General features: G+C 34.2%; 22 protein-coding genes. 1 reads left to right on the top strand and 21 read right to left on the bottom strand.

Annotated elements, in window-relative coordinates:
• Nucleotides 1-273 precede the first annotated feature (273 nt).
• The 12 genes from BKP37_RS07990 to BKP37_RS07935 all read right to left on the bottom strand — a co-directional run bounded on the left by BKP37_RS07990 (nt 274) and on the right by BKP37_RS07935 (nt 13,047).
• Nucleotides 274-1,266, bottom strand: coding sequence for an HD-GYP domain-containing protein (locus BKP37_RS07990; RefSeq protein ID WP_071309089.1), 993 nt, complete (start codon nt 1,264-1,266; stop codon nt 274-276).
• Between the two features lie 21 nt (nt 1,267-1,287).
• Entirely contained in the window at nt 1,288-1,650 is a 363-nt protein-coding gene (locus tag BKP37_RS07985) for a response regulator (protein ID WP_071309088.1), read from the bottom strand.
• Nucleotides 1,651-2,197: 547 nt separating this feature from the next.
• Nucleotides 2,198-3,637, bottom strand: a complete 1,440-nt coding sequence (locus BKP37_RS07980) for an ammonia-forming cytochrome c nitrite reductase subunit c552 (RefSeq protein ID WP_245712471.1) — start codon at nt 3,635-3,637, stop codon at nt 2,198-2,200.
• Between the two features lie 28 nt (nt 3,638-3,665).
• Nucleotides 3,666-4,169 (bottom strand): cytochrome c3 family protein, encoded by a 504-nt coding sequence (locus tag BKP37_RS07975; RefSeq protein WP_071309087.1) that lies wholly within the window; start codon nt 4,167-4,169, stop codon nt 3,666-3,668.
• 272 nt (nt 4,170-4,441) lie between these two features.
• Entirely contained in the window at nt 4,442-5,452 is a 1,011-nt protein-coding gene (locus BKP37_RS07970; protein WP_084034593.1) for an FUSC family protein, read from the bottom strand.
• Nucleotides 5,453-5,532: 80 nt separating this feature from the next.
• Nucleotides 5,533-6,801, bottom strand: a complete 1,269-nt coding sequence (locus tag BKP37_RS07965) for an ATP-binding protein (RefSeq protein WP_071309085.1) — start codon at nt 6,799-6,801, stop codon at nt 5,533-5,535.
• Between the two features lie 236 nt (nt 6,802-7,037).
• Complete coding sequence (locus tag BKP37_RS07960; protein WP_071309084.1) at nt 7,038-8,021, bottom strand: siderophore ABC transporter substrate-binding protein; 984 nt, start codon at nt 8,019-8,021, stop codon at nt 7,038-7,040.
• Nucleotides 8,022-8,071: 50 nt separating this feature from the next.
• Nucleotides 8,072-8,830, bottom strand: coding sequence for an iron ABC transporter ATP-binding protein (locus BKP37_RS07955; RefSeq protein ID WP_071309083.1), 759 nt, complete (start codon nt 8,828-8,830; stop codon nt 8,072-8,074).
• Nucleotides 8,830-9,774, bottom strand: coding sequence for an iron chelate uptake ABC transporter family permease subunit (locus tag BKP37_RS07950; protein WP_071309082.1), 945 nt, complete (start codon nt 9,772-9,774; stop codon nt 8,830-8,832). The genes BKP37_RS07955 and BKP37_RS07950 overlap by 1 nt, the downstream gene beginning before the upstream one ends.
• Nucleotides 9,767-10,717 (bottom strand): ABC transporter permease, encoded by a 951-nt coding sequence (locus BKP37_RS07945; protein WP_071309081.1) that lies wholly within the window; start codon nt 10,715-10,717, stop codon nt 9,767-9,769. Before BKP37_RS07945 ends, BKP37_RS07950 begins: the two co-directional genes overlap by 8 nt.
• 272 nt (nt 10,718-10,989) lie before the next feature.
• Entirely contained in the window at nt 10,990-11,433 is a 444-nt protein-coding gene (locus BKP37_RS07940) for a MarR family winged helix-turn-helix transcriptional regulator (protein WP_071309080.1), read from the bottom strand.
• Between the two features lie 84 nt (nt 11,434-11,517).
• On the bottom strand, nt 11,518-13,047 hold the full coding sequence (locus BKP37_RS07935) for a tagaturonate reductase (RefSeq protein ID WP_071309079.1): 1,530 nt from the start codon (nt 13,045-13,047) through the stop codon (nt 11,518-11,520).
• 561 nt (nt 13,048-13,608) lie between these two features.
• Here BKP37_RS07935 and BKP37_RS07930 point away from each other — a divergent pair.
• Nucleotides 13,609-14,604 carry a LacI family DNA-binding transcriptional regulator gene (locus BKP37_RS07930; RefSeq protein ID WP_071309078.1) on the top strand — a complete coding sequence of 332 codons (996 nt, stop codon included), beginning with the start codon at nt 13,609-13,611 and terminating at the stop codon, nt 14,602-14,604.
• Nucleotides 14,605-14,885: 281 nt separating this feature from the next.
• On the opposite strand, the gene uxaC is transcribed toward BKP37_RS07930, so the two are convergent.
• From uxaC to BKP37_RS07885, 9 genes are all read right to left on the bottom strand, one after another.
• Entirely contained in the window at nt 14,886-16,289 is a 1,404-nt protein-coding gene (gene uxaC, locus BKP37_RS07925; RefSeq protein ID WP_071309077.1) for a glucuronate isomerase, read from the bottom strand.
• Nucleotides 16,290-16,310: 21 nt separating this feature from the next.
• The gene (locus BKP37_RS07920) at nt 16,311-16,952 is read right to left on the bottom strand and encodes a bifunctional 4-hydroxy-2-oxoglutarate aldolase/2-dehydro-3-deoxy-phosphogluconate aldolase (RefSeq protein ID WP_071309076.1); all 642 of its coding nucleotides are present in this window, start codon (nt 16,950-16,952) and stop codon (nt 16,311-16,313) included.
• Between the two features lie 77 nt (nt 16,953-17,029).
• On the bottom strand, nt 17,030-18,556 hold the full coding sequence (locus BKP37_RS07915) for a tagaturonate reductase (protein WP_071309075.1): 1,527 nt from the start codon (nt 18,554-18,556) through the stop codon (nt 17,030-17,032).
• Between the two features lie 61 nt (nt 18,557-18,617).
• Entirely contained in the window at nt 18,618-20,114 is a 1,497-nt protein-coding gene (locus tag BKP37_RS07910) for a UxaA family hydrolase (RefSeq protein WP_071309074.1), read from the bottom strand.
• Between the two features lie 246 nt (nt 20,115-20,360).
• Entirely contained in the window at nt 20,361-21,350 is a 990-nt protein-coding gene (locus BKP37_RS07905; protein WP_071309073.1) for a LacI family DNA-binding transcriptional regulator, read from the bottom strand.
• A gap of 40 nt (nt 21,351-21,390) precedes the next feature.
• Nucleotides 21,391-22,344, bottom strand: a complete 954-nt coding sequence (locus BKP37_RS07900) for a sugar kinase (protein WP_071309072.1) — start codon at nt 22,342-22,344, stop codon at nt 21,391-21,393.
• Between the two features lie 303 nt (nt 22,345-22,647).
• Nucleotides 22,648-23,400 (bottom strand): 2-dehydro-3-deoxy-D-gluconate 5-dehydrogenase KduD, encoded by a 753-nt coding sequence (gene kduD, locus BKP37_RS07895; protein WP_071309071.1) that lies wholly within the window; start codon nt 23,398-23,400, stop codon nt 22,648-22,650.
• Between the two features lie 82 nt (nt 23,401-23,482).
• Nucleotides 23,483-24,310, bottom strand: coding sequence for a 5-dehydro-4-deoxy-D-glucuronate isomerase (kduI, locus tag BKP37_RS07890; protein ID WP_211271430.1), 828 nt, complete (start codon nt 24,308-24,310; stop codon nt 23,483-23,485).
• A gap of 44 nt (nt 24,311-24,354) precedes the next feature.
• The gene (locus BKP37_RS07885; protein ID WP_084034592.1) at nt 24,355-25,776 is read right to left on the bottom strand and encodes a glycoside hydrolase family 28 protein; all 1,422 of its coding nucleotides are present in this window, start codon (nt 25,774-25,776) and stop codon (nt 24,355-24,357) included.
• Nucleotides 25,777-25,785: the final 9 nt, after the last annotated feature.

Here is a 25,785-nt window from a genome sequence, read left to right as displayed (position 1 = left end):
GGACTTTGATAGTAGCTCATTACAAAAAAAGAAGCAGAAAGTAACACGGACTGCTGAAAAAGTCCAAATTTTTTTATCTGAAAAATAATATTCAAAAAACGAGCCTCTAGAATCGCTTCTAAGGCTCGTTTGAGGGTTAGGGCGACATTTTTGCCCCCCTATAATCATTCGTTTTTCAAAAACATTCACTTTTTCAGTGGCCTCAAAGTAACATTCCAATATTTGTATCCTTAGCCTGATGACATTGGGTTTTGGCCTCCCCTTCCTTTTCCTTTAGTTTTCACTTAAATCATTATACACCTTTTCAATAAAAAGAGTCGACTGTTCACTTAGATCAATTTCTTCACTAATGCCTTCTACTTTTATAATTGGTCGATGTAGATGACTATCAATCCTTATTACAATCCCACATAACCCGTTGTTTAAGCGAATATGGGTACCAGGTGGATAACTAATTATTCCATTTGTAAAACTAAGGACAATATGATAACTATATTTTTTTTCTACTAATGACATAATTTTTTCAATAGCTTCATGAGGTTGGTACCCTTCTTTAGAAATCATATTTTCATAGTCATTAGCAACCACACAAACCTGAGCTAAATCAATAATTTGCTTATCTCTAATTCCTCTAGGAAAACCAGAACCCTCATAAGTTTCATGATGTTGATATGCAACATGAGCGGCTAACAAGCTAACCTCTGGATTTGATTTTAATAATTGAAATCCTTTTTCCGGATGTTCTAGTACTTCAGTTGTTACCATTTTCCCAATATCATGGAGTAGTGTTCCAAGCCCAAGAGTACTCAAGTGTAACTGATTAAAATTTAATTTTTTAGCTATTTGTAAAGAAATTAGCGTAACATTAACCACGTGAGCGTAAAGCGCTAACGCTTCATCAATTGTAGATGTCGGAATTAATATAATTGCCCGTCGTTGTGAAACTTCGTTAATAAGCTTTTTCACTGTATTTTGAAGTTCAGAAATAGATAGCTTTTGACCATTCTTTGCTTGTTGATATACCTTTTCTACTATCGTAATAGCATCAATCCAAGTTGGCATATCAATCATTTCATCTAAAGTTACTCCTACCGATATTGAATCTTCAATTATTAAACTCCTTATACCGATCTCCTTTAATTTCTCCATATATTTTGGATGAATTGTAGATCCACTTGCTAACAAAATCCTTTTTCTGTAATCATATACAGGTTCTGCAAGCTGCATTGTTTTTTTGTCATACTCTTGAATATTTATCATTCGCATAAGGCAAACTCCTTAAAACACTTATCTTGTTAATACTTTACCAATAGACTCATTAATCCGTTCTGCATTAAACGGTTTAACAATAAAATCAGCTGCTCCCGATTGAATTGCTTCAATAACCATTCCTTGTTGTCCCATAGCCGAACACATGACAACTTTAGCACTAGGGTCTATCTTCTTAATCTCCTTCAATGCTTCGATTCCGTCCATTTCAGGCATTGTTATATCCATTGTTACTAACTCTGGTTGGGAACTTTTATAAGTTTCAATAGCCTCTAAACCATTAGCAGCCTCACCAACAACTTCATGTCCCGCTGCTGTCATAATATTTTTCAATGTCATTCTCATAAAAGCTGCATCATCTACGATTAAAATCTTTGCCATTATATTCCCTCCAAATTAAATTAGATGCTTTAAAATTCACTAAAAATGTTTGTAATTATGAAATTCACTCTACTACTAAAAAAATCAAAATTTAAGAATTATGTATAAATAGCCAAACCATTGTAATAAATATGACTACTTTCATTCATCTACTATAGTTCTATCTTCCTTATATAAACTCTCTAATTAATATTTATTTAGTGATAAAGAACTATGTAGCATAATACTCGACTATGTCTAGTTTACTAACTATCAAATTTCATTTCAATCATTTTCCTACAAATACAATATATTTTTTCCACATTATTTATACATACCGTTCGAGAGAGAGTACAAGAAAAGCGAAAGGCGCCCGCCTATCGGCGACAAACACTGGAAGACCTGCTCGTAGCGGTCGGGTTTTTGACCGAAAGAGAAGGTCTGAAGTGATCGAGCCGATGGCGCCTGGAGCTAGACAGTTTCCAAGTTAGAAACTTATAAATTCTGATACTGTAAAAAAGTAGCATTGTGACATAACAATGCCAAAATGCTACCTTTTTCTTCTTAATTAATTCTGTTTGGGAAAGAATTCATTCGTTGCATGAATATGCTTTTGGAACGGATCTTCTTCATTTAAAACAGTTTCTTTCACTTTAGAGATTTCAGTACGTAATTCATCAAGATCTACATTTAGCTTTAATAATTCTTCTGTCGCTAACTTAAGAACATTGTTAGCTGCATCAGATGCCATTCTAAGCGTATCCATTCCACCTTGTGGGTTGTGGAAACCATCTGAATTTTCTGCTGCAATAATATCTGCATACCATTGTGCTTCTCTAACAAAATTTTGCGCTTCAATAATTTTATTTTCTGGCACTCCGGCTGTAATCATTCTATTAACATAATAATGCGCTTCAACGGTCAAATCTTGGGATTCATGTACGGCATTTAAATGGCGCTCTTGAATAGCCCCTACTCTTTCTCGTATATATTTTTCCGTCTTATCCGAGTGACAAGTTCTACATGACTGTTGGATCGTTTCTAAAGGTGAAATCCAATAATGAGAGGAGATCTTTCGTCTATCATCTCTTCTCTCAAACGGCATATGACAATCGGAACAAGAAACTTCAGCACTTCCATGAGAACCATAACTCCATAACTCATATTCAGGATGCTGTGCTTTTAATATTGGAGAACCAGATACAGCATGAATGTAATCATAATCAAAGCCTTCTTCGATAGCAATTGTTTGAAAATATTCATACATATCCTCAGGTCGATTTCCTAAATCCCATGGGAATCTAACCTTTTTTAATTCAGGTTCAAAATAATATTCAACATGACATTGAGCACAGACATATGTACGCATTTCATTTCTAGTAGCTTCTGTTACATCTATACCTTGACGAGCCAAAGCATTCGTTAAAGATGGCCGAGTAATACGTAACTCCATCGTCACTGGATTATGACAATCTGAGCATCCTATTGATACATGTCCATATTCTCCAAGCTCTTCTGATGCCCCTATCGAAGCGAGTTCTTCCATTCGGGGTAATATCTCACCTCTGAAATTTGCCGCCCAATAGTCATCACCAAACTCTTCCAATAGTGGAGTAACTGTTGAACTTTTACATGTCATACATGAACCGATTGAACGTTCACCAATCCTAGCAATAGAAATTACATCCTCAACTGCGTATGTATGTCCCCTCGTTGTATTATATTCTTGCTCAAACGCAAAACCTGCAAACAATATCGGTAAATAAGGTTCATATTCAGGAATGAATTTTGAAACTGGAGGCCTACCATTTCCCATATTACGTAAGAAACTTTCATAATGTACTGGAAAAGCATCTTTAAATGCTGTATTTAAATATTCATTTGGCGAGAGATCTGTTAATGGCTCTGTTTCGTCTACCGTTAAATCATCAGGACTCAAACATGCCTGTAGAATTATTAAAGTAAGAACTATCATTAGTAGCTTAAACACTAGTCCAAATTTTCTCACAAGTGATCACCCTTTCTTTATTAAAGGTTTATTTTGCTGCATCGATATTTAGTTTTAAATGCCAATCAGGAGATTTAAAAATTCCTAATCCATGGGGCACTTGACGGTGACAGTCAATACAAGTACCTTTTGAGTCATGAGATACATTTTCAATCGTATAAGAATGACAAGAAATACAATTTTTATTGATTACATCAACTGAATCTTCAGTTGCGTGCAGTACATCAGGTATCTTACTCGCCCCAATTGTGTTCATATAAATATGTCCTAACCCTGCCTTTGCTTTGAAAACCATCTTTTCCACTATACTATCTGTAGGTGCGTGGCAATCATTACAGTCAAGCCTGGCATGAGGAGAATTTGTGAAAGCTTCATATACAGTATCCATAACGTGGCAACTTGAACAGAACTCTCCTGTATCAGTTGCTTTAATCGCCGTTACTGATCCTGCATACACAACTACGCCAATTAAAACCCCTAATAATACAAATAATAGCGCTTTGTTATTCATTTCTTTAAACCGCTTAATCATCTTACACCCCCATATAGACAAAAGTTTATAAGATTATATATTTCCCATTTCACATATTTTTACACATTTATCCCAATTTTTATCTAGGTTTATGTAAAGAAGAATCAAAAAGAACTCAGCTTGCATCATTCACAAGCTGAGTTTTCCCCAAAACATTTTAGTATTAATTTTCAATTTAATAAATTTCATCATTCATTAAACTCGTCAAAGCTGAACTTCAATCAGTGAGACCTTCATCCCCTCTGATTGGTAGTTTACTTATTAATATATTACTAATCAGCGTTTATTTGATAAAGTTCTTCCAATGAATCATGTATGGATAGCAACTCAAAATAAACAATCCTTTTTGTAGTGAAATGATGGAAAAATTGCGAAGACTTCGATAATTGGGTTGCTTCAAGTCTTAATTGAGAATCTAACTCACCGATCAACTTATAATGATCTTCTGGAATAGTATTTGAGAGATTTTCTAAAATTAATTGTGTTGATTGAACGCTTTTTAATATAATTTCTTTTTCTTTCATAGTAAATTGCCCCGGCTCATTTACGTACTGTAAATTCCCAATATGTAATGCTATTTTTTGCATGATAGTATTCATTTTTTTTAGTTTATAAAAGTTACGGTATTCGCTAATTTTTATTTTATGATAGTTCCATTCACGCTCTTGATAAGATAATAATTCACTAACCTTTTCTGTTGTATTTCTAAACTTCAAATAAGTAGGATTAACCGTTCTTTTAGGGTTTGATTCAATAATGTCTTGCATAGTTTTGCTGAGTACTTCGCTAGCTAATAAAAAGGTAGCTTTAAGCTTCTCATTTATGAGTGGAGTGAACTTCGGAGGCAATATAAAAAAATTAACTAACGATGATACAGTAATACCGATAGTTGTCGTTCCTAATCTAGATAAAAAGGTTAAAATAAAGTGTCCATTAATATCAGGTACCATAGCAACTGCGGTTAACGTGGCAACAAGGATACCATCATTTAATTTTAGTTTTTGGCACAAGAATATTGTGAAAACAGCTGCTAGTGTATATGACAAAACCGTTTCTCCCCATAAAGCAACAAAAATTACTGCAAACGCTGCCCCGATTGCCGATGCCGGAAAACGGATAACTCCTTTTCTAATTGAATCAAAAGCTGTTGGTTCAATTGTTACAATTGCTGCAATAACTGCAAACTCTGCAGGTAAATTCAGCTGTAAACAAATAAAAGCAGTGATAAAAACTGCTATACCTGTTTTAATTATCCTTCTTCCAATAAATTTTCCAGTTTTCATTTTTCTCACCTTCGAATAACTTTATACTTGAATTTTAATAGCTTCCCAATTTAAATCGGAAAGCTATTCCGAAAAATGTGCTACGAATTAGAATCTGATTTAGCATTCTTTATTGGTAAAACAACTTCAACCTTTGTTCCTACCCCTTCTTCACTAGTGAAATAGATCTTCCCATCGTGTTGGTGGACTATTTTATGGCTTACAGTTAAACCTAGGCCTGTGCCTTTTTCTTTCGAGGAGTAAAAAGGTTCTCCTAATCTTTCGAGATACTGCTCAGAAATCCCAATACCTTTATCTTCAACATTAATAATAACCTGGTCTTGACCTTTTGCTAGCGTAACTAAAATTTCACCTTTTTTATCAGAAGCTTCTAAAGCATTTTTAACTAAATTAATAAATAATTGTTTAAGTTGGTTTTTTTCACAATCAATCCACACATCTTCTAACTGCTTAACTTTAATACTTACATTATTCATATTTGCCTGTGACTCTAATAAGGATACTACATCTGTTAAAACTTCTTTTATATTATAAGTTGAATAGTGAATCTTTTGCGGCTTAGCTAAAAGTAATAATTCCCCAACAATATGATCAATTCTATTTAGTTCCTTAATCATAATATCGTAGTATGTTCCATTTTTATTATCATTCTCTTGAAGTAATTGTACAAACCCTTTAATTGAAGTTAATGGATTTCTAATTTCATGACCAACACTTGCTGCTAGTTCACCTACAATGGATAGTTTTTCACTTTTTCTTATTTGTTCTTCCGCTTGTTTCCTATCAGTGATATCGCGTCCTATAACTACTAGCGCTTTCCTACTTCCGTCATTATTAAATAACGGAACCTTTATCATATCAAAATACTTATGAGTACCATCAGGAATTGGAAGCAATTCTTCACAACGAGTAATTTTTTTATTTTTCCATGCTTCTTCATCTGATTTTTCATTATTTATTAAAGCTTCACGATAAAAATCAGTATAAGCGGCAAGTTCAGAGTCTTTTTTTCCACAATAATCAACGTCTTCTAATTGAAACAGCTTTAATCCAAAGTTATTTGCTTCTAACCAACGACCTTCACCATCTTTAAAATTAACAAAGTCTACCATAGAGTTAATTAAAGTTGATAGCTTTTCTTCTTGTTCCTTGGAAGAATTTAATTCCTCTATTTTCCCAAGAATTAAATAAAAAACAGATCCTGTTAAAACAACATAGAGGATTCCTTTCATTCTTTGGAAAATCATAAACAAATCGGTAGGTGCATAAACTTGAACTAAAAAATCTGTAATCATTATCCATAAAATACCAAAAACGATATATATCAAGAAAATATTTCTTTTATTCATAAGTAACTCCTTTATGACTAAATAATTAGCTTACCTCCTATTCTACCATTTTTACAATCTATTGAAATTGGTAAATTATATTTTAAATAGTATGACACCAAAAAGCTCTTACGATTTGAATAAGCGATAAGAGCTTTACATTACATACCATAATAAAGTAGGGTTTCCCTCTTTACTGCTACGAAATTTAAAAACCTCGTTCACAATAAAAAAACGAGGTTCTCCCAAACTGTATATTATTTTATGCCTTCTGTAATTTCTCTAATCATTTCAGTAACTGATACTAATCCTCCACCTGCAAGGTACCAATAGTTCGGGTCTAAGTAAACAATTTTATCTTCTTGATATGCTCTAGTTTTTCCCGTTAATTCATTTTCAATCGTTTGTTTTGCTGCTGCTTCTCCACCAGTTACGACTGCACCACGATCAACTACGAATAAGTATTCAGGATCTTTTTCTAGAATATATTCATAAGAAACGTTCATACCGTGAGTAGAAACTTCAATCGTCTCATCTACTGCTGTAAAACCAAATACACTATGAAGAATACCAAAACGAGAGCCAGGTCCATACGCACTGATATTTCCTTCATTTGCCAATACAATTAATACATTTTCAACACTTTCTGCTTTAGTGTTTAATTCAGCAATTGAAGCATCAATGGCAGCAAGTTCACTTTCAATAAAATCTTCTTGACCAAAAATTTCACCAAGGATTGTCATGTTACTTTTAAATGATTCCATATAATTCGATTGATCAATAGCCATATATACAGTTGGACCTAGTTTTGAAAACTCTTCATACAACTCTTGTTGTCTTTCAGAAATAATGATTAAATCTGCGCCATGATTAGCAATCGCTTCAAAATCTGGCTCTTTTAAACTACCAAAATTTTGATATTCGGCATCCTCATATTTTGATAAGTATGGTGGGATATTCGCTTGAGGTAATCCAGCGATTTCAACCCCCATTTTGTCTAACGAGTCTAAAATACCAAAGTCAAACACAACAACTTTTTCAGGATTTTTTTCAACAACTGTTTCTCCTAATAAGTGTTGGACTGTTACTGTAGTTTCTACCACTTCTTCAGTTGCTGCATCCGTTTGCGGAGCTTCAGGTTGTTCTGTAGTTCCAGTTGCAGTATCTTTTGCACCGCAAGCAGCCATAACAAATAATAATAATAATAATGCCAATAATGATAAACTTATTACTTTTTTCATTTTCATCCACCTCATAATTTTATTATTTTTTTTCTTATTTAATTGCTTTATTAAGCAAAGTAAACACAAATTTTATTTTCATTGATAGATTCTATATGAATGTCCATATCGTAAATTTCTTTTAAAACATCACTATTAATAATTTCTGGAGTCGTTCCTTCTCTGACAATTTTTCCATCCTTTAAAGCGACAATATAGTCTGAATAGCATGATGCAAAGTTAATGTCATGAATAACAATAACCACTGTTTTTCCAAGCTCATCTACTAGTCTTCGTAACACTTGCATAATTTGAACAGAGTGCTTCATATCTAAATTATTCAATGGTTCGTCAAGCAAAATATATTCTGTGTCTTGAGCAATGACCATGGCTATATGAGCTCTTTGTCTCTGACCACCACTTAGTTGATCTAAGTATTTGTGTTGCATTTCCTCTAGTTCCATATATTGAATAGCTTCGTCAACATATTTCGAGTCTTCTTTTGTTAAGTTTCCTTGTGAATATGGAAAGCGACCAAATGAAACTAATTCTCGAACCGTTAAACGTAGATTTATATTATTTGATTGACTTAAAATCGATATTTTTTTGGCTAAATCCTTACTTTTTGATTGACTTATTTCCTTGCCTTCAAGAAGTATTTCTCCACTATCTCTTTGAATAAGACGGCTGATCATTGATAAAACAGTACTTTTACCTGCTCCATTCGGGCCAATGAAAGAGGTTATTGTCCCTTTTTGAATTCTAACTGATACATCACTAACAACATCCTTAGTCCCGTATTTTTTAAACAATTTCTTTACTTCAACCATTACTTACTCCCCCTCAGTAAAAGGTATATAAAGTAGATTCCCCCGATAAAGTTAACAATGACACTTATTGTTGTGGAAAAGGTAAACACACGTTCTACAAGAAGCTGTCCCCCCACTAGGGCAACGATACTAATTAGAACAGCACCTGAAATTAAGTACTTATGCTGGTAGGTTTTCATAAACTCATAAGCTACATTTGCCACTAGCAAACCTAGGAATGTAATTGGGCCAACTAAAGCTGTTGCAATAGATACTAAAATAGCAACAACGACAAGCAACCTTTTCACAACATGGTCGTAATCTACTCCAAGGTTAATTGCTTCATCTCTCCCTAACGCCAACACATCTAAATATTTCAAGTACTTTAAAAAATAGAGAAAAATAATGACTAATAAAATAGTCGAAACCATTAACATATTTGTATTTATATTATTAAAACTAGCAAACATTCGATCTTGAACAAACATAAACTCATTTGGGTCAATAAGTACTTGCATAAATGTCGATACACTTTGGAAAAATGTACCGAAAATTAAACCTATCAATAATAGGAAATAAATGTTCCTGCCTTCTTTTCGAAATAGAACCTTGTAAAAAAAACCTGCAAATAAAACCATTAAACTAATAGATAAAAGGAAGTTTACATTTTTATTCATGACTATAAAACTGGTTGAGCCAAAAAAGAAAACGATAAACGTCTGAATTAATAGATAAAGAGAATCTAAACCGATGATACTTGGTGTTAGGATCCGATTATTCGTAATTGTTTGAAATACGACTGTCGAAAAAGCAATAGCTGCTCCAGTAATCACAATTGCAATGATTTTCACGCTTCTTCTTGGAACAATATAGCCCCAGTTGTTTCCTATATTAATGAAAATATATAGTAGAATTAACACAATTGCTAAGATCGTTAATCCGATAATTTTTGTGTTTTTACTCATATGCCCTTCTCCTTATTAGTAGATAGAGGAAGATTCCACTTCCTAATACACCTACCGTTAAGCCTATTGGGATTTCATAAGGGTAGATAATAATTCGCCCTAAAATGTCACATAAGAGAACAAATACAGCTCCTAATAACGCTGTATGGGAAAGATTTTTCTTTAGGTTATCACCATTATAGATACTAACAATGTTTGGAATGATTAAACCTAAAAACGGGATCATTCCTACAGTTAGTAAAACAACCGATGCTACTAAGGCCACAATAATTAAGCCAATATTAACGACTTGCTTATAGTTAAGACCTAAATTCACAGAAAACTCTTCACCCATACCGGCCACTGTAAAACGGTTGGCGTAAAAATAAGCCAGTATAACTAGAGGTATACTTATGTATAAAAGTTCGTATCGACCACGAATGATCAAAGAGAAATTCCCTTGCATCCATGAGGACATATTTTGAATTAAGTCATATCGATAAGCAAAAAATGTCGTGATTGAGCCTACAATATTCCCAAATATAATTCCTACTAAAGGAATAAATATTGTATCTTTAAATTTGATTTTTTCTAATATTTTCATGAAAATTAATGTCCCTGCCAAAGTGAAAACAAAGGCAACAAGCATTTTTTCAATCGGACTAGCCGAAGCAAAAAGAAGTAGTGATACTAAAACTCCTAATCTAGCTGAGTCCATTGTTCCTGCTGTTGTTGGTGAGACAAATTTATTCCTTGTCAGCTGTTGCATGATTAACCCACAAATACTTAAACTTACACCAGCAATAATGATGCTTGTTAATCTTGGAAGCCGACTAACTACTAACAGTTGTAATTGGTCTTCACTTAAATCCAATAGATCTAGCGGATTAAGAGTCCCTACCCCAATGAACAATGATATGAATGATAAAATAACTAAGCTAATAAATAAGTAGCGTTTTTTCATGTTACTCTCCTAAAGTTTCATCATACTCGCAACTACAACGTCGAGAATGATTATCATTAATACTCGCAATTATATTCCTTATTGATAATGATTGTCAATACTATTTAAAAAATCAATTGTATAAACAACTATTTTTTTAAAATTAAAAACCTAATAAGTCAACATAAAATCATTGTTTTTTTAAAAGTATTTGTTTGAACAATTATATAAACGCTTACAAAAAAGCACTGCGCTAACCTAATTAAAGATTACGAGTGCTTTTAATAGTTTTTCTAATTGCTTAAGTTTACTTTAATTTCATTTAACACTTTTAGAAAGATAGTTAATTCTTCTTTGTCTATTCCATAACAAATTTGATCTATCGTTTTTTGTGCTTGCTCAATTAAACCTATTTGTAATTTCTTTCCTTCTGGTGTCAAAAAGATCAAATTTGTTCTTTTATCTACTGGATGTACAACTCGCATAACTAAGCCATTTTTCTCTAAATTATTTATAAGTCTCGAAACACTAGGTTGGTCTTTACCAGTAAGAATAGAAAGCTTATTTTGGTTTAAGCCATCTTCCTCCCATAGACGTATCATGATTGACCATTGTTCATGTGTAACTGGATAACCTTGTTCCTTGAAATTAGAATTTAACCGATTGATGACAAGTCTTCCCGCATCACTAATTTGAAACCCTATTGAATCAGCTAATACATATTTACGGTAGTCCATTTAATTCTCCCATTCACATATCTTTAGCTTGATCGTAACGTAAGTATCGTTTTAATTCAAGTGTTTGGGACTTAACCTGACTTATCATTTAGCTCCAACTTTCAAAATTAGTTTTTCGACGCTCATCTTCATTCCATTTTCTACTATGTCATTTAGATAATATGCAACCGCTTCTGGTAATTGTTTAATTTCAGTTAAATTTCTTCCCCATATAGCACTATCAGCTATAATTTCAGATACTAACTGATCAATTCCCGAACGAGATCCATCATACTTAGACCATACTTTATTAACTAAGTTCAACACTTCTTGATTATCTCTGATATAATATTCTTCCTGACCACGCATTCCAACAAGAGAATTTCCTTCTATTCTTATTGGGCGATTATAGGCTAATAATGCCGCTAAACTAAACGTAATTACTCCTGGCAAAGTATTGTTTTGAGCTACATATTCTTCTAAACAAGGGAGTAAACGTGATTTAAATTTAGAAACCGAACTTAAGGCAATATCGGTTAAGTAATGCTTATTATAAGGGTTTAAGAAACGTTCAATTACCGAATCAGTAAAATCTTTCTTTTCAACCTCTGAAATATTTATAGTAGGATAAATTTCTCTATACATTCCATACTTTATAAATTCCCCTAAAATTTTATCTTCCATCGCCTCTTGAACTGTATTTACACCAGATAAATAACAAACAGCAGCTATCATTGTATGAGGGCCATTTAATAAACGAACTTTTATTTCTCTATAAGGGGTAATATCTCCCCACTTAACATTTAATCCTGCTTTTTCGAAGGGAATTTCTTGAGCAATACTTTCGTCAGCATCAATAGCAAAAAGATGATACGGTTCCCCAACCGTTAATAGTCGATCTTTATACCCTAACATGCTCTCGATTCCTTCAATATCATCTTTTGGATAACCCGTAACAATTCTATCTACAAGAGTATTACAAAAATGATTGTGAAATTCTACCCACGACATGAAATCTTTTGGTAGTTTCCATTCATTGGCCAACTTGATTACAAGTTGCTTCAAAACATTACCATTTTCCTCTACCAATTCACATGGAATGATTACGAGTCCAGATTCCGGGCACCCTTTCATAAAAATAAATCGATGATAAAGTAGTGAAGTTAACTTTCCGGGGAAAGATTTCGGAGTAGAATCCGGATCATATTCCTCTTGTAAATAAGTTAAGCCTGCTTCTGTCGTGTTGGAAAAAACATATCTAATATCCCTTGAGGTAGCAACTTTTAAAATTTCATCCCAATTTTCGACTATATTAATTCCCCTTGATATAGAAGAGACTATTTCACTCTTCTCTACTCTTTCACCTTTAACAATCCCCTTTAAAACTACTGTGTATAGACCATCTTGTTCATTAATTATTGGGATTTTATCTTGTGATCTTGGTTGAACAACCACAACTCTTCCATTAAATAAACCTTGTTTATTTAATTCATTTATCATCCAATCTATAAAACCTCTTAGGAAGTTCCCCTCACCAAATTGGATAACCTTCTCCGGTAAGTTAGTTTGCCCCTCATAAATAACAGAAGAAGAAAGCTTTGCCTTATCTAAATCCCTATTAAGTATTTGTTGCATTTATTTCCCCCCCCAGTTCAGATAAAAACCTTGACTACATTAAACCCCTTTCAAATAATCTCCCCATATTCTTTGACCGTTCGCAAACGATAAATAATTTTTAACAACGTTGTCATTTCTATATTATTAGTTACAATACTAAAAGTCAATACTATTTGAATTCATTCAAATTTTAGACAAAGAAAAGCGTAATTACCATGATCATGGGCGAAAGGCGGTGGAATCTCTTTGGCAGAACTATAGGACACTCTGAGGGCATAACTTATAATTTATTGGTTATTTTTAAAATAGGGGATCGCGTGGACAATAACATTTGTCACATAGTATTTATTGATATTACAAGGATTAAACAAACTAAATGACTATTCAATTTAGAGCGCTAATTGATACGTTATCGAAACTACCTACTTTATAATAGAGCTTTTTTATAAGTTTGCATTATTACCCTTTATTTATTATGAAAGAAATACTAAAATAAAATGATATAGGAGACAAAAACAAAACTACTTTCATAGAAGTTTACAGATATCCTCTATTATATTTTTTACGGAGGTTCAAATTATGGCGGTAACAATCAAAGATATTGCTAAACATGCAGGGGTTAGTTATTCAACTGTGTCTAAAGCATTAAGAAATAGTCCTTTAGTAAAAGAACCAACAAAAAAGAAAATCATTAAAATTGCCGAGGAAATGGGATACGTTCCTAATATTGTTGCGAGGAGTTTAGTACAGAAAAAATCTTATGCCATTGGTGTTGTGTGGCCTACGGTTGAGCGCGTTACTCCATCAGCTTTAATAACAAAAATCAATGAACTATTAGAGGAAAAAAGCTACACCACCTTACTTTCTATTAATAGTGTCGATTCGGCTATTGCAACTTTTAATCGTTTTCAAGTTGATGCAATCGTCGTATTTGCAGAAACTATGAGTGATCTAACTCGCTCTAAAAATGTTATGTCAAAAGTACCTATTCTTTATTACGGAATAAAAGAAAGCTCTGAATATCCGACCATTGACGTAAATAGAAGACATGCAATCAAAATAGCAGTTGAACATCTCGTAAAAATTGGTCATACAAAAGTTAGTTATATTGGAGATGTTTCAACACAGGACCACCTTCAAAAAGAAAAACACCTTGGTTTTCTAGAAGCGATCGATGAGTTTAACTTAGACCTTTTCTCAAAAAGCATCGTTCCAACAAATGGATTAGAACTATATGACGGTTATTTAGCTGCAAAGTCTCTCTTTAATAAATCTACGGAAGTAACTGCAATTGTTAGTGGGAGTTATGATCTAACTCGCGGAATAGTTAGAGCTGCTCAAGAACTTAATATTAATATCCCTAACGATGTTTCTATTATTGGCTATGATAATATTTCTCAATCTGAGGATCTCGATATTCCTTTTTCTAAAGTTGGGGTACCATTAAATAGAATCGCCAATAAAATTACAGAAACATTATTAGACATTATCAATGAGAATAATACTAATAATTCAATTATTTTAGAACCTGAATTAAATATAATAAATTCATGTGCAAAGCCTAAAAATAATTAAAAGTGTCTGACCCAACTTTGTGGATGATAGACGCTTTTATACGGCCCTTTCGGTTTCTTGGGGTTCCACAAGTATGATAGTAAAACACAAGAAAAGCGCAAGGCGCCCGCCTATCGGCGACAAACACTGGAAGACCTGCTCGTAGCGGTCGGGGTTTTGACCGAAAGAGAAGGTCTGAAGTGATTGAGCCGATGGCGCCTGGAGCTAGACAGTTTCCAAGTTAGAAATTTATAAATTCTGATGATAAAACAAAGGGCACAAATGCGCCCTTTGTTTTATCATTATTTAATTTGAAAATAATTATTTGAATTATTATAGCTAATATCTTGAATCATTGATCCTAGCAGCTTATAGTCAGCTGGGGCTTCACCGTTCTCAACCCAACCACCTACTAATTGACATAGTACACGTCTGAAATATTCATGTCGAGTATAAGAAAGGAAGCTTCTTGAATCTGTTAACATTCCGACAAAAGTACTTAATAAACCAAGGCTAGAAAGGTCTGTCATTTGTTGTAACATTCCTTCTTTTTGATCCACGAACCACCAACCAGATCCAAATTGAATTTTCCCTTTCCCTGCTCCACTTTGGAAGTTTCCACAAGCAGTTGCAATAACATAATTGTGAACCGGATTTAACGTATAAATAATTGTTTTTGGAAGTTCATCCGATTTATCTAATTCGTTAAAGAAACCATTTAATTGTTTTGCTAATGAGAAATCATGAATTGAATCAAACCCTGTATCTGGACCTAATTTAGCAAACATTCGCTCATTATTATTACGGATTGCACCAATGTGTAATTGCATTGCCCAATCTAATGAACTATATAATCTACCTAAGAATAATAGTGTATGAGTTTTATATTTCATTTCCTCTAATTCAGAAATCGTTTGACCATCTCTTGCTTTCAAGAAAATTCTAGATGCTTCTTCTAATGTACAAGGCTCAAAAGGTAATGTTTGAATTCCGTGATCAGAAACTCTGCATCCTAATTCATGAAAGTAATGAGCCCGATTGTCAATAGCAGCTAATAAATCTTCGTATTTGTTAATTTCAATTTCAGTTACTTCAGAGAGCTTTTCAATATAGGAATTAAACTCAGTTCTAGTAATTTCCACAGCTTTATCTGGACGGAAAGTTGGCGTAACTGTCGTACTAAAGTTAACATCTTCTTTTATTGCTTTATGGTATTCTAAGCTATCAATTGGATCATCTGTTGTACAAATTACTTTTACGTTTGACTTCTCAATAATTTTTTGAGCTGTGAATTCTGGAGATTGAAGCATCTCATTCGTATGATTCCAAAGTTCGTCAGCAGTATCTTCATTTAGTAAAAGATCTGTATTAAAATAACGCTTTAATTCTAAGTGTGTCCAATGATAAAGTGGATTACCTATTGTGTTTGGTACCGCTTTTGCCCACCGTTGGAATTTATCATAATCAGAGCCGCTGCCAGAAATCAATTCTTCTGAAATACCTAAACTTCTCATTGCTCTCCACTTATAGTGGTCACCGTAAAGCCAAATTTCTGTAATATTTTTAAACGATTTATTTTCTGCAATTTCTTTTGGGCTTAGATGACAGTGATAATCATAAATCGGCATTTCTTTCGCATAATCATGGTATAAAATTCTTGATGCCTCTGTTGGTAAAATAAAATCTTCATTTATAAATGGCTTCATTAAAAATTGGCCTCCCTAAATTTATTCTCCTCGTGCTATCTTTACTTCTCTAACAAACTGACTTGCTACTTCTGTTAAATTTGTTAGGTACGCTTCATCAATAACTGCTTTTGTGTTGACAAGTGTACTTCCTACACCTGCAGCAATAGCACCCGCCTTAATGTAGGATCCTACATTTGAAACATTAATACCACCTGTTGGCATTAACGGGATGTGTGGCATTGGTCCATGTACGTCTTTGAAATATCCAGGTCCAACTATATTCGCTGGGAATACTTTAATTAAATCTGCCCCATTTTCATATGCAGTCAAAATTTCTGTAGGTGTGAATGCTCCAGGAACGCTTAATACTCCATATCTTTTTGTCATTTTAATCGTTTCTACATTTACAACTGGCGAAAACACAAACTTTGCTCCTGCCATAATTGATGCTCTAGCAGTTTCAGGATCAAGAACAGTCCCTACTCCAACAATTGCCTCTTCTTTTAATTCATCAGCAACCATTTCTACTAATGATAAAATCTTTGGTGTTTCAACTGTTAATTCTAATGCCTTTACCCCACCTGCACTTAAAGCTTTTGCAATCGGAATAATGTTATCCTTATTTGCTCCACGAATAACAGCAACTATTCCACTATCTTGAATTTGATTAAGTAAATTCATACGTACCTCCATAAAACTATATATTTTTTCTTTGTGTATTAGGTGAAGAAATCATCTCCACCCAAGATTATTTATAATTAAACCGCTGATACTTCACTTACAAGCTTTTCTACACTTGCTTTCATTCCAAGTTCAAGAATATCACTTAAATATGCAGAAACTGTAGCTGTTAAATCTTGTACTTCGTTTAAATCTTGACCCCAAACTTCCGTGTTTCCTAACACTTCCTTTACTAGGGCTGTAACAGCTTCACTTGAACCATCAAACTTAGACCAAGCTTCATTTAAAGCTCTAATTGCTTCTTGATTATCACGAATTGCATATTCAGTATCGCCACGCTTACCAACTAAATCATTTCCTTCAGTTCTAACAGGACGATTGAATGCTAAAAGTCCAGCTAAAGCAAATGTAATTGTTTGTGGTAGAGCACTCTTTTGAGCGGTATAGTCTAATAACGATGGAATTAAACGAGATTTAAATTTATAAACATTACTTAAAGCAATATCTTTTAAGTAATGTTTGTTATAAGGGTTTAAGAAACGCTCTGTCACTGATTCAACAAAATTTTTCTTCTCAACGTCAGCAATGTCAACTGTTGGATATATTTCATTAAGCATTCCTTCTTTAATAAATTTGCTTAATGTTTCGTCTTCCATCACTTGTTGTACAGTATCTGCTCCAGCTAAATAACAAACTGAAGACATCATTGTATGAGGACCATTTAACAAGCGAACCTTTACGTTTCTAAATGGCGTAATGTCACCCCATTTAACATTTAAGCCAGCTTTATCGAAAGGAATTTGCTCGGCTATCTCCTGTGGCGCGTCAATTGCCCAAAGATGGAATGGCTCTCCAACAGTAATTAAATTATCTTCATAACCTAGTAATTGACGGAATTCCTCAACTGCATCTCTTGGATAACCAGTTACAATGCGATCTACTAACGTACTGCAGAAATGATTGTGGTTTTCTACCCACTCACTGAACTCAGATGGGAATTCCCACTCAGCAGCTAATTTAAGAACGATTTCTTTTAACTTCTTACCATTTTCTTCAATTAACTCACAAGGTATCATCGCAAGTCCTGATTCAGGACTTGCATTAAAGTGTGTAAAACGATGGTATAATAAAGCAGTTAATTTAGCTGGGAATGATGTAGGTGTTTTTCCTTCCACATACTCTTCCTCTAAATAAGCAATTCCAGCTTCTGTTGTATTTGAAATTACAAATTTAATGTCCTTTGATGCAGCTAATTTTAAAAGCTCATTCCAATCTGTATACGGGTTAATTCCTCTTGAAATACAAGAGACAACTTCATTTTTCTCAACTGTTTGACCATTTTCAATTCCACGCATTACTACTGTGTAAAGTCCATCTTGCTCATTTATCATTGGGATTAAACCTTGCTCAATAGGTTGAACTACTGCTACTTTTCCATTAAATAATCCTTGTTTATTCATTTCATGGATCATCCAGTTAACGAAGGCTCTTAGGAAATTACCTTCACCAAACTGAATAACCTTTTCAGGTAAATTTTCTTGTGTCTCAAATGTAACGTGTGCTCCAAGAAGCTCTTTATTTAATTGATTGTTTAACTTTAGCATATTGTTTATCTCTCCCTACTTTTAATTAGTTAATCATCTATTTGGTTTTTCGTAACGTTTCTTAAAGGATAACGCCATCTTTAAAAATTGAAATTTCTTTAAAACCGTGTTTTTCATTGTGTGTAACAACCTCTTTTGATGCTAAATCAACAATATACTCAAACAATTCATTTGAAAGAACATCCATTGTTTTTCCTGTTAATAGTTCACCTGCATTAAAGTCAATCCAGTTTCGCTTCTTATCATAAAGTTGAGTATTTGTAGAAATCTTTACTGTCGGTACTGGGCCACCAAATGGTGTACCGCGACCTGTCGTAAATAGTACGATATGAGCACCTGCTGCAGCTAATGCTGTTACAGCAACAAGGTCATTCCCTGGTCCTTCAAGTAAGTTTAACCCTGACTCTTTTAAACGGTCACCGTATGCAAGTACATCAACTACTGTAGAGTAACCTCCTTTTTGAACACACCCTAATGATTTTTCTTCTAAAGTAGTAATTCCCCCAGCTTTATTCCCTGGTGATGGATTTTCATAAACTACTTGATCATGTTTAAGGAAGTAATCTTTAAAATCATTAACTAAATCTACAGTTTTCGAAAATGTTTCTTGATCTTTTGCACGTTCCATAAGAATTGTTTCTGCTCCAAACATTTCAGGTACTTCTGTTAAAACGCTTGTTCCACCGTGTGAGATAAGAATATCAGAAAATGCTCCTACTAACGGGTTAGCTGTAATTCCGGAAAAGGCGTCTGAACCTCCACACTTTAATCCTACCTTTAATTTTGAAACAGGGACTGGCTGTTTCTCGAATCTTGAAGCATATTCTACTAACTGTTCCATTAATTCCATAGATTCAGTGATTTCATCACCAACTTCTTGGACAACTAAAAATTTCACTCGGTTTTCGTCATAGTCACCAATGACTTTTTTGAATTCTGATACATAGTTATTTTCACACCCTAGGCCTAAAACAAGTACGGCTCCAGCATTTGGATGGTGTACTAAGTTACTTAAGATCTTTTGTGTATTAAGAAGATCATCACCTAACTGTGAGCAACCGAATAAGTGTGGATAGTGGTATACAGCATCTATTTCCGCATCTTTAAATTGCTCATTAGCCATTTTTGTAATTATTTCAGCAGTCTTATTAATACAGCCAACAGTATTTATTACCCAAACCTCGTTACGAATCCCAACTTCACCATTATCCCTTACATATCCGTTAAATGTTTTTTCTTTAGTTGGCACTGATAACTTTGCAGGTTCTACTGGATCATATGAATACTCTAAAGTTCCTGAAAGGTTTGTTTTTGTATTGTGAGTGTGCACCCAGTCTCCTATAACAATACCTTCACTCGCATGTCCGATCGGATAACCATACTTAATGATATTGTCTCCTTTTTCAATAGCTTTAATAGCAATTTTATGACCGAATGGTGTATCTGACCTTAAGACAATCTCTTGACCATCAACAGTAATTACGTCTCCTTCTGTTAAATCCTTTAATGCAACTACTACGTTATCGTTTTTATAAACTAAAATATAATCTGCTTTCATACCGGGCCTCCTATTTAGTTAAATAATATTTTCACTAAAATCCACTTATTTACGTATAATATATATTGATCTCGATGTTAGAGATAATTTTCGCTACTAGTAACAACGTTGTTACCTACGATTCTAAAACTCTTTAACAACGTTGTCAATCCTTTTTCATTAATAAATTAAGAGTTTATAATATATTTTTTTAGATTATAAATTTATTGGTAACTTTATTTTAATGACATTTTTAAGTTCCATATGTTATGTCCTAGGTGATGCACAACTATTCGTAATTCTTAATTCAGGCTCAAGTTTAATAGCTAAGTCGATAACTTGATTTCCAGTTATTTTTAACAAAGTTTCAACCACTTTATCCTTAATTTTAGGTAATGGTACACCTACAATGGATATTTCTAAATCTCGTAAGTCACGCTTCGGAACAATATCATAACCAATAATAGAGAGGTCCTTAGGAACCCTTAATTTCGTCTCCGAAATCGCTTTCATTATACCTTTTGTCAAATCATAACTTCCGCTAATAATAGCAGTAGGTAGTACTTCTTGCTTTAAAACTGATTTCATAGCTAAATAACCATCATATTGATCTAAACCATTTGTTTCAACCATATTTTCAAAACGTAAAATACCATTTTTCTTCATTTCTTGCATAAAACCGATCACTTTCTCTTCTTGCATGGGATCATTTTTAGAAAGGTCACCAATATACGCAATATTTGTATGTCCAATACTAATTAAGTGCTGTACCGCCATCTGAATAGCTAATCTTCTATTTACGTCGACGGTAGGATAGGGTGATTGATTGGCTATACCATAGCACAGAGTTGGTACATTAGAACGTAAAACTGCTCGATGATTTATTTCATTTTTTTGATCATTAAAAATGAGAATTGCGTCAACTTGAAATTGACTAAATGTTTCTATTGAAGAAGTAACTTTATTAATGGCCAACAAAGTACTATAGGAATGCTTTTCTAGTTCTTCTGTTATTATTGTTATTAATGCAGAGGGGGTCGCTCGTTCGATTGTAGGCCAAACCACACCTACTGTATTCGTTTTTTTTGAGACTAAACTTCTGGCAACAACATTTGGTTGATATCCGAATTCATGAGCGATCTTCAAAATATTACTCTTTGTCTTATCTTGTACTAACGGGCTATCTCTTAATGCTTTGGAAACTGTCGAATCACTTACACCAGCAGCATTAGCTATATCTTTGATAGTAATACTCATTTCTGCTACCCCCAAAACCACTCATTTCTAATTACATAATCTATCTACTAATATCTTCAGATCCTGATTCACTAGTAAACTGTTCAATTTCTTCTCGGTTTGGTAAGCCTTCGAAATCGCCTTGAATTTGAGTAGCTAATGCACCAACCGCATTCCCTCGTGCAACTGCTTCTTCGATTTCTAAACCATCTAATAAACCCGAAATTACTCCAGCTGCAAAACCATCTCCTGCCCCAACAGGATCAATAACAGATTCTACAGGGTAGCCTGGCACTAACTGACTATTTTCTGTTGTAAAGTAGTAAGCTCCTTTAGCACCCACCTTTAATATCACTAAACTCGCTCCATGATCTAAAAAAAGTTGACCTAATTTTTCTGGATCACTTTCGCCAAACATGAAGTTCCCTTCATCTACACCTGGAAGAATAATATCTGCAAGAGCAGCAATTTCTAATAAAACTCTACGTGCTTTTTCTTCTGACCAAAGCTTCCTTCTTAAGTTAGGGTCAAAAATAACCTTTACACCATTCCCTTTCGCAATATTAATCGCTTCCAAAATAGTTTCATAACAGCTATCACTTAAAGCAGGAGTAATACCTGTAATATGAAGATATTTAGCATGTGCAATATACTCTTCATTTAAGTCCGTAGGTTGTAATGTGCTAGCAGCAGAGCCTTTTCTGTAATACTGAACACGTACATTATCACCACTTTTAACTTCTTTAAAGTAAAGGCCTGTCGGTGCAGTTTCGTCAGTTGTTACTTGACTAACATCGACACCTTCACCACGAATAAAGGAAACCATAGCTTTACCAAACTCATCATTACCAACTTTACTTATCCACCCAGATTGGTGGCCTAGTCTAGTTAAACCAATTGCTACATTTGTTTCTGCTCCTCCAAATTTACGTGAATAAGAATGAGCATATCTCATTAACGGTGAACTTTCAGGTGTAAATAAAACCATAGTTTCTCCAATTGTTACAACATCCATCGAATATCCCTCCGATTGCTTCATAATTAAGATACTTTGAGTACTCGTACATATAAAAATAGCAAAGGCAAAAAATCAATTTAAATTTTAAAACTGTTCAGAACGATCTCCCACATCTAGTGAATAGTAAACACGACAAAGGTGACACCTTTTTTTGATCCTGTGTTTGTTAGAATGTAACGTATTAATAAAAGAAGAGGGATCCTCTCTCTTGTATGACGAGGATTGGATCCCTTTTACTCATTTTCTATTGTCTTTCACAAGTGCCGTTCGCTCGTGAACAAGGCGTTTGCGCTTTTCTATTTATCTTGCCATCCAACCGCCATCTACAACTAATACGTGTCCATTTACATAATCTGCAGCTGATGATGCTAAGAATATTGCAGCTCCTGTTAAGTCACTTGGTTGACCCCAACGTCCTGCTGGAATACGATCTAAAATAGCTGCACTGCGCTCTTCATCTGCACGTAACGCTGCTGTGTTTGCAGTTGAAATATAACCTGGAGCAATTGCGTTAATTTGTACTCCTTTACTAGCCCACTCATTGGCAAATGCTTTTGTAATCCCAGCAACACCATGCTTACTAGCCGCATATCCAGGAACAGTGATACCACCTTGGAAGGCAAGAAGAGAAGCGATGTTAATAATCTTTCCTGAACCACGCTCAAGCATTTGTTTCGCCACTTGTTGAGATACTAAAAATACAGCACTTAAGTTGATATCAACAACTGATTGCCAGTTCTCTAATGAATGATCAACCGCTGGTTCACGACGGATAATACCTGCATTATTTAACACGATATCAATTGTATTTTCAGAAACAATTTTACTAATACTTGCTGGAATTTCTTCCACTTTTAATAAATCTACAACATATGACTTAACTGATTTACCTAATTCAACGATCTTTTGCTCTGTTTCTTCCATTGCTGACGGACCAACTAAAATAAGATCTGCTCCTGCCTCTGCAAAAGCAACTGCCATTGCTTGACCAATTCCTTGTCCTGCACCTGTTACTAATGCTGTTTTACCTTCTAAAGAAAATACGTTTGCCATTTTTATTCCTCCTAGTAGTTATACGAATATATTTTCTAATGCTATTTTTAGATAAAACTCATAAGGTTAATAGTCTTTTAACCTACTTAAGATCATTCATATCTACAAAGTCCATATCAGTGAACGTGTAGTTTTCACCAGCCATTGCCCAGATAAATGTATAGTTTCCTGTTCCAACTCCCGAGTGAATTGACCAACTCGGTGAAATAATCGCTTGCTCGTTAGCAACAACGATATGACGTGTTTCACTCGGCTCACCCATAAAATGCATAACACGGTTTTGTTCATCTAAATCAAAATATAAATACACTTCATTACGACGATCATGAACATGTGCAGGCATTGTATTCCACATGTTGTTTGGTGCTAAAATCGTCATTCCCATCATCAACTGACAAGTTTGAATCCCACCACCATGTAAATATTTGTAAATTGTACGTTTGTTTGATTGACTGTCATCACCTAGATGAACAGGTGTTGCTTCTTCAATAGGAAGTTTTCTTGTTGGATACTCTTTATGAGCTAATGCAGATACAAAATAAAAACGTGCTGGGTTATTTTCATCTACACTATGGAATGTTACTTCTCTTTTACCTAAACCAACATATAAACAATCTTTTGTATTAACAGTAAACTCTTCACCATCAACTTTAACGATACCATGAGGTCCGATATTAATAATTCCGATTTCACGACGCTCTAAAAAGAAGCTTGTATTCCATGAAGGGTGTGCTTCAAGTGTAATTTCAGAGGTTGGCACTACTCCACCGATAACAGTACGATCTTCATGGGTATAAACCATTTTCATTTCACCAGTTACAAATAACTTCTCAATTAAAAACTCCTCACGAAGCTCTTCAGTTGTATAATGTTTTGCATGTTTTGGATGTGTACAATGTCTAATTTCCAATGTAATTCCTCCTATTATCATTTAAATTAATAGCTTTGTTTTTCTTAATAAGAAATGCTCTCACAATTTTCAAATGTATATAAAGGTCCTTCTTCAGTTTCAATTGAAATTGATGAAAAGTGGACTTCTTTACACTGTGACCCTATAATTCCTCTTTTGGCTTTTCCAGTAATATTTTCAAATGTTAAGTTTTCAAGGGGCATTTCTGGTAACCCTTTCATCAATAAAAATGTTTGGGCACCTGTACAAACAATATTACGAACATCAAAATTACGGAAGATCGGGGTTTCCTCTGATACAGGTACTGTCGTCGCGATAAGATCTTCTTCTGATATTTCATAAAACATGTGATATACAATAGCTTCACCGGAAATGTTGTTCATACGAATATTTTCAATTGAGATATTCTCGATAACTCCACCACGACCACGGGTACTTTTAAACCGAAGACCTACATCGGTTCCATAGAAACTACAATCTGAAATTCGGATATTTTTTGCCCCTCCAGACATCTCGCTCCCTATGACAAAACCACCATGCCCACTATATACTTGACAATTTCGTATTTCAATTTCTTCACAAGTGATGCCTAATTTACGTCCCTCCTCGTCTTTGCCCGATTTGATGCAAATAGCATCATCCCCTACATCGAAAATACTATTTTCGACTAGACAATAGCGGCAAGATTCTAAATCTAGGCCATCACCATTTTGGGCATACCACGGATTTCTTACTGTTACATTTCTTACTGTTACATGTTCACAAATCCAAGGATGTATGTTCCAAGCAGGTGAATTCTGAAAAGTCGGACCATCTAAAAGTACATGTTTACTTCTTCTTAAACTTAGGAGATTTGGTCTCAAAAAGTCTCGAATCGGTCGAAAACTCTCTATATTTTTTGACTTTTTTTGACGTAGTTCTTGGTAAACTTTTACACCATTCATGGCCATCTCAGTTGGCCACCATATAATTTCTTTTCCATTTTCATCGACAACTCCACCAGAACTAATTAACTTCTGCCATTGTTTTTCTGTCATCTTAAACTTCTTTACTGGCCTCCAAGCGTCCCCTGCTCCATCAAACACCCCTTCACCAGTGATAGCTACATGTTCCAAATTCTCACCATCTAAAGGGGATTGACAACGAACAATTTCTTCTCCTTCAAAACTCGAAAGAATAAGAGGGTATTTATCATAATCTCTAGTAAAAAGGACAGTTGCTCCTTTTTCTAAATGAAGATTTAATTTACTTTTTAATAGTATTGGACCAGTTAACCAGATACCTGCCGGAACAATAACTTTTCCGCCACCTGCATTACTACAAGCTTCAATTGCCTGTTTAAATGCATTTGTACATTCTAATACGCCATCTCCAACTGCCCCAAAATCGGGAAGATAAAACTCTCGATCTGGGATTTCTGGCAGTACAACACTTAAATTAGATGACTGCTCCATTGTTGATGTCATTTAAATACC

The sequence above is a fragment of the Anaerobacillus alkalilacustris genome (assembly GCF_001866005.1).
GTDB lineage: Bacteria > Bacillota > Bacilli > Bacillales > Anaerobacillaceae > Anaerobacillus > Anaerobacillus alkalilacustris.
The sequence above is the reverse complement of the archived record's forward strand: the minus strand, read 5'-3'. Positions and strand labels throughout refer to the sequence as shown.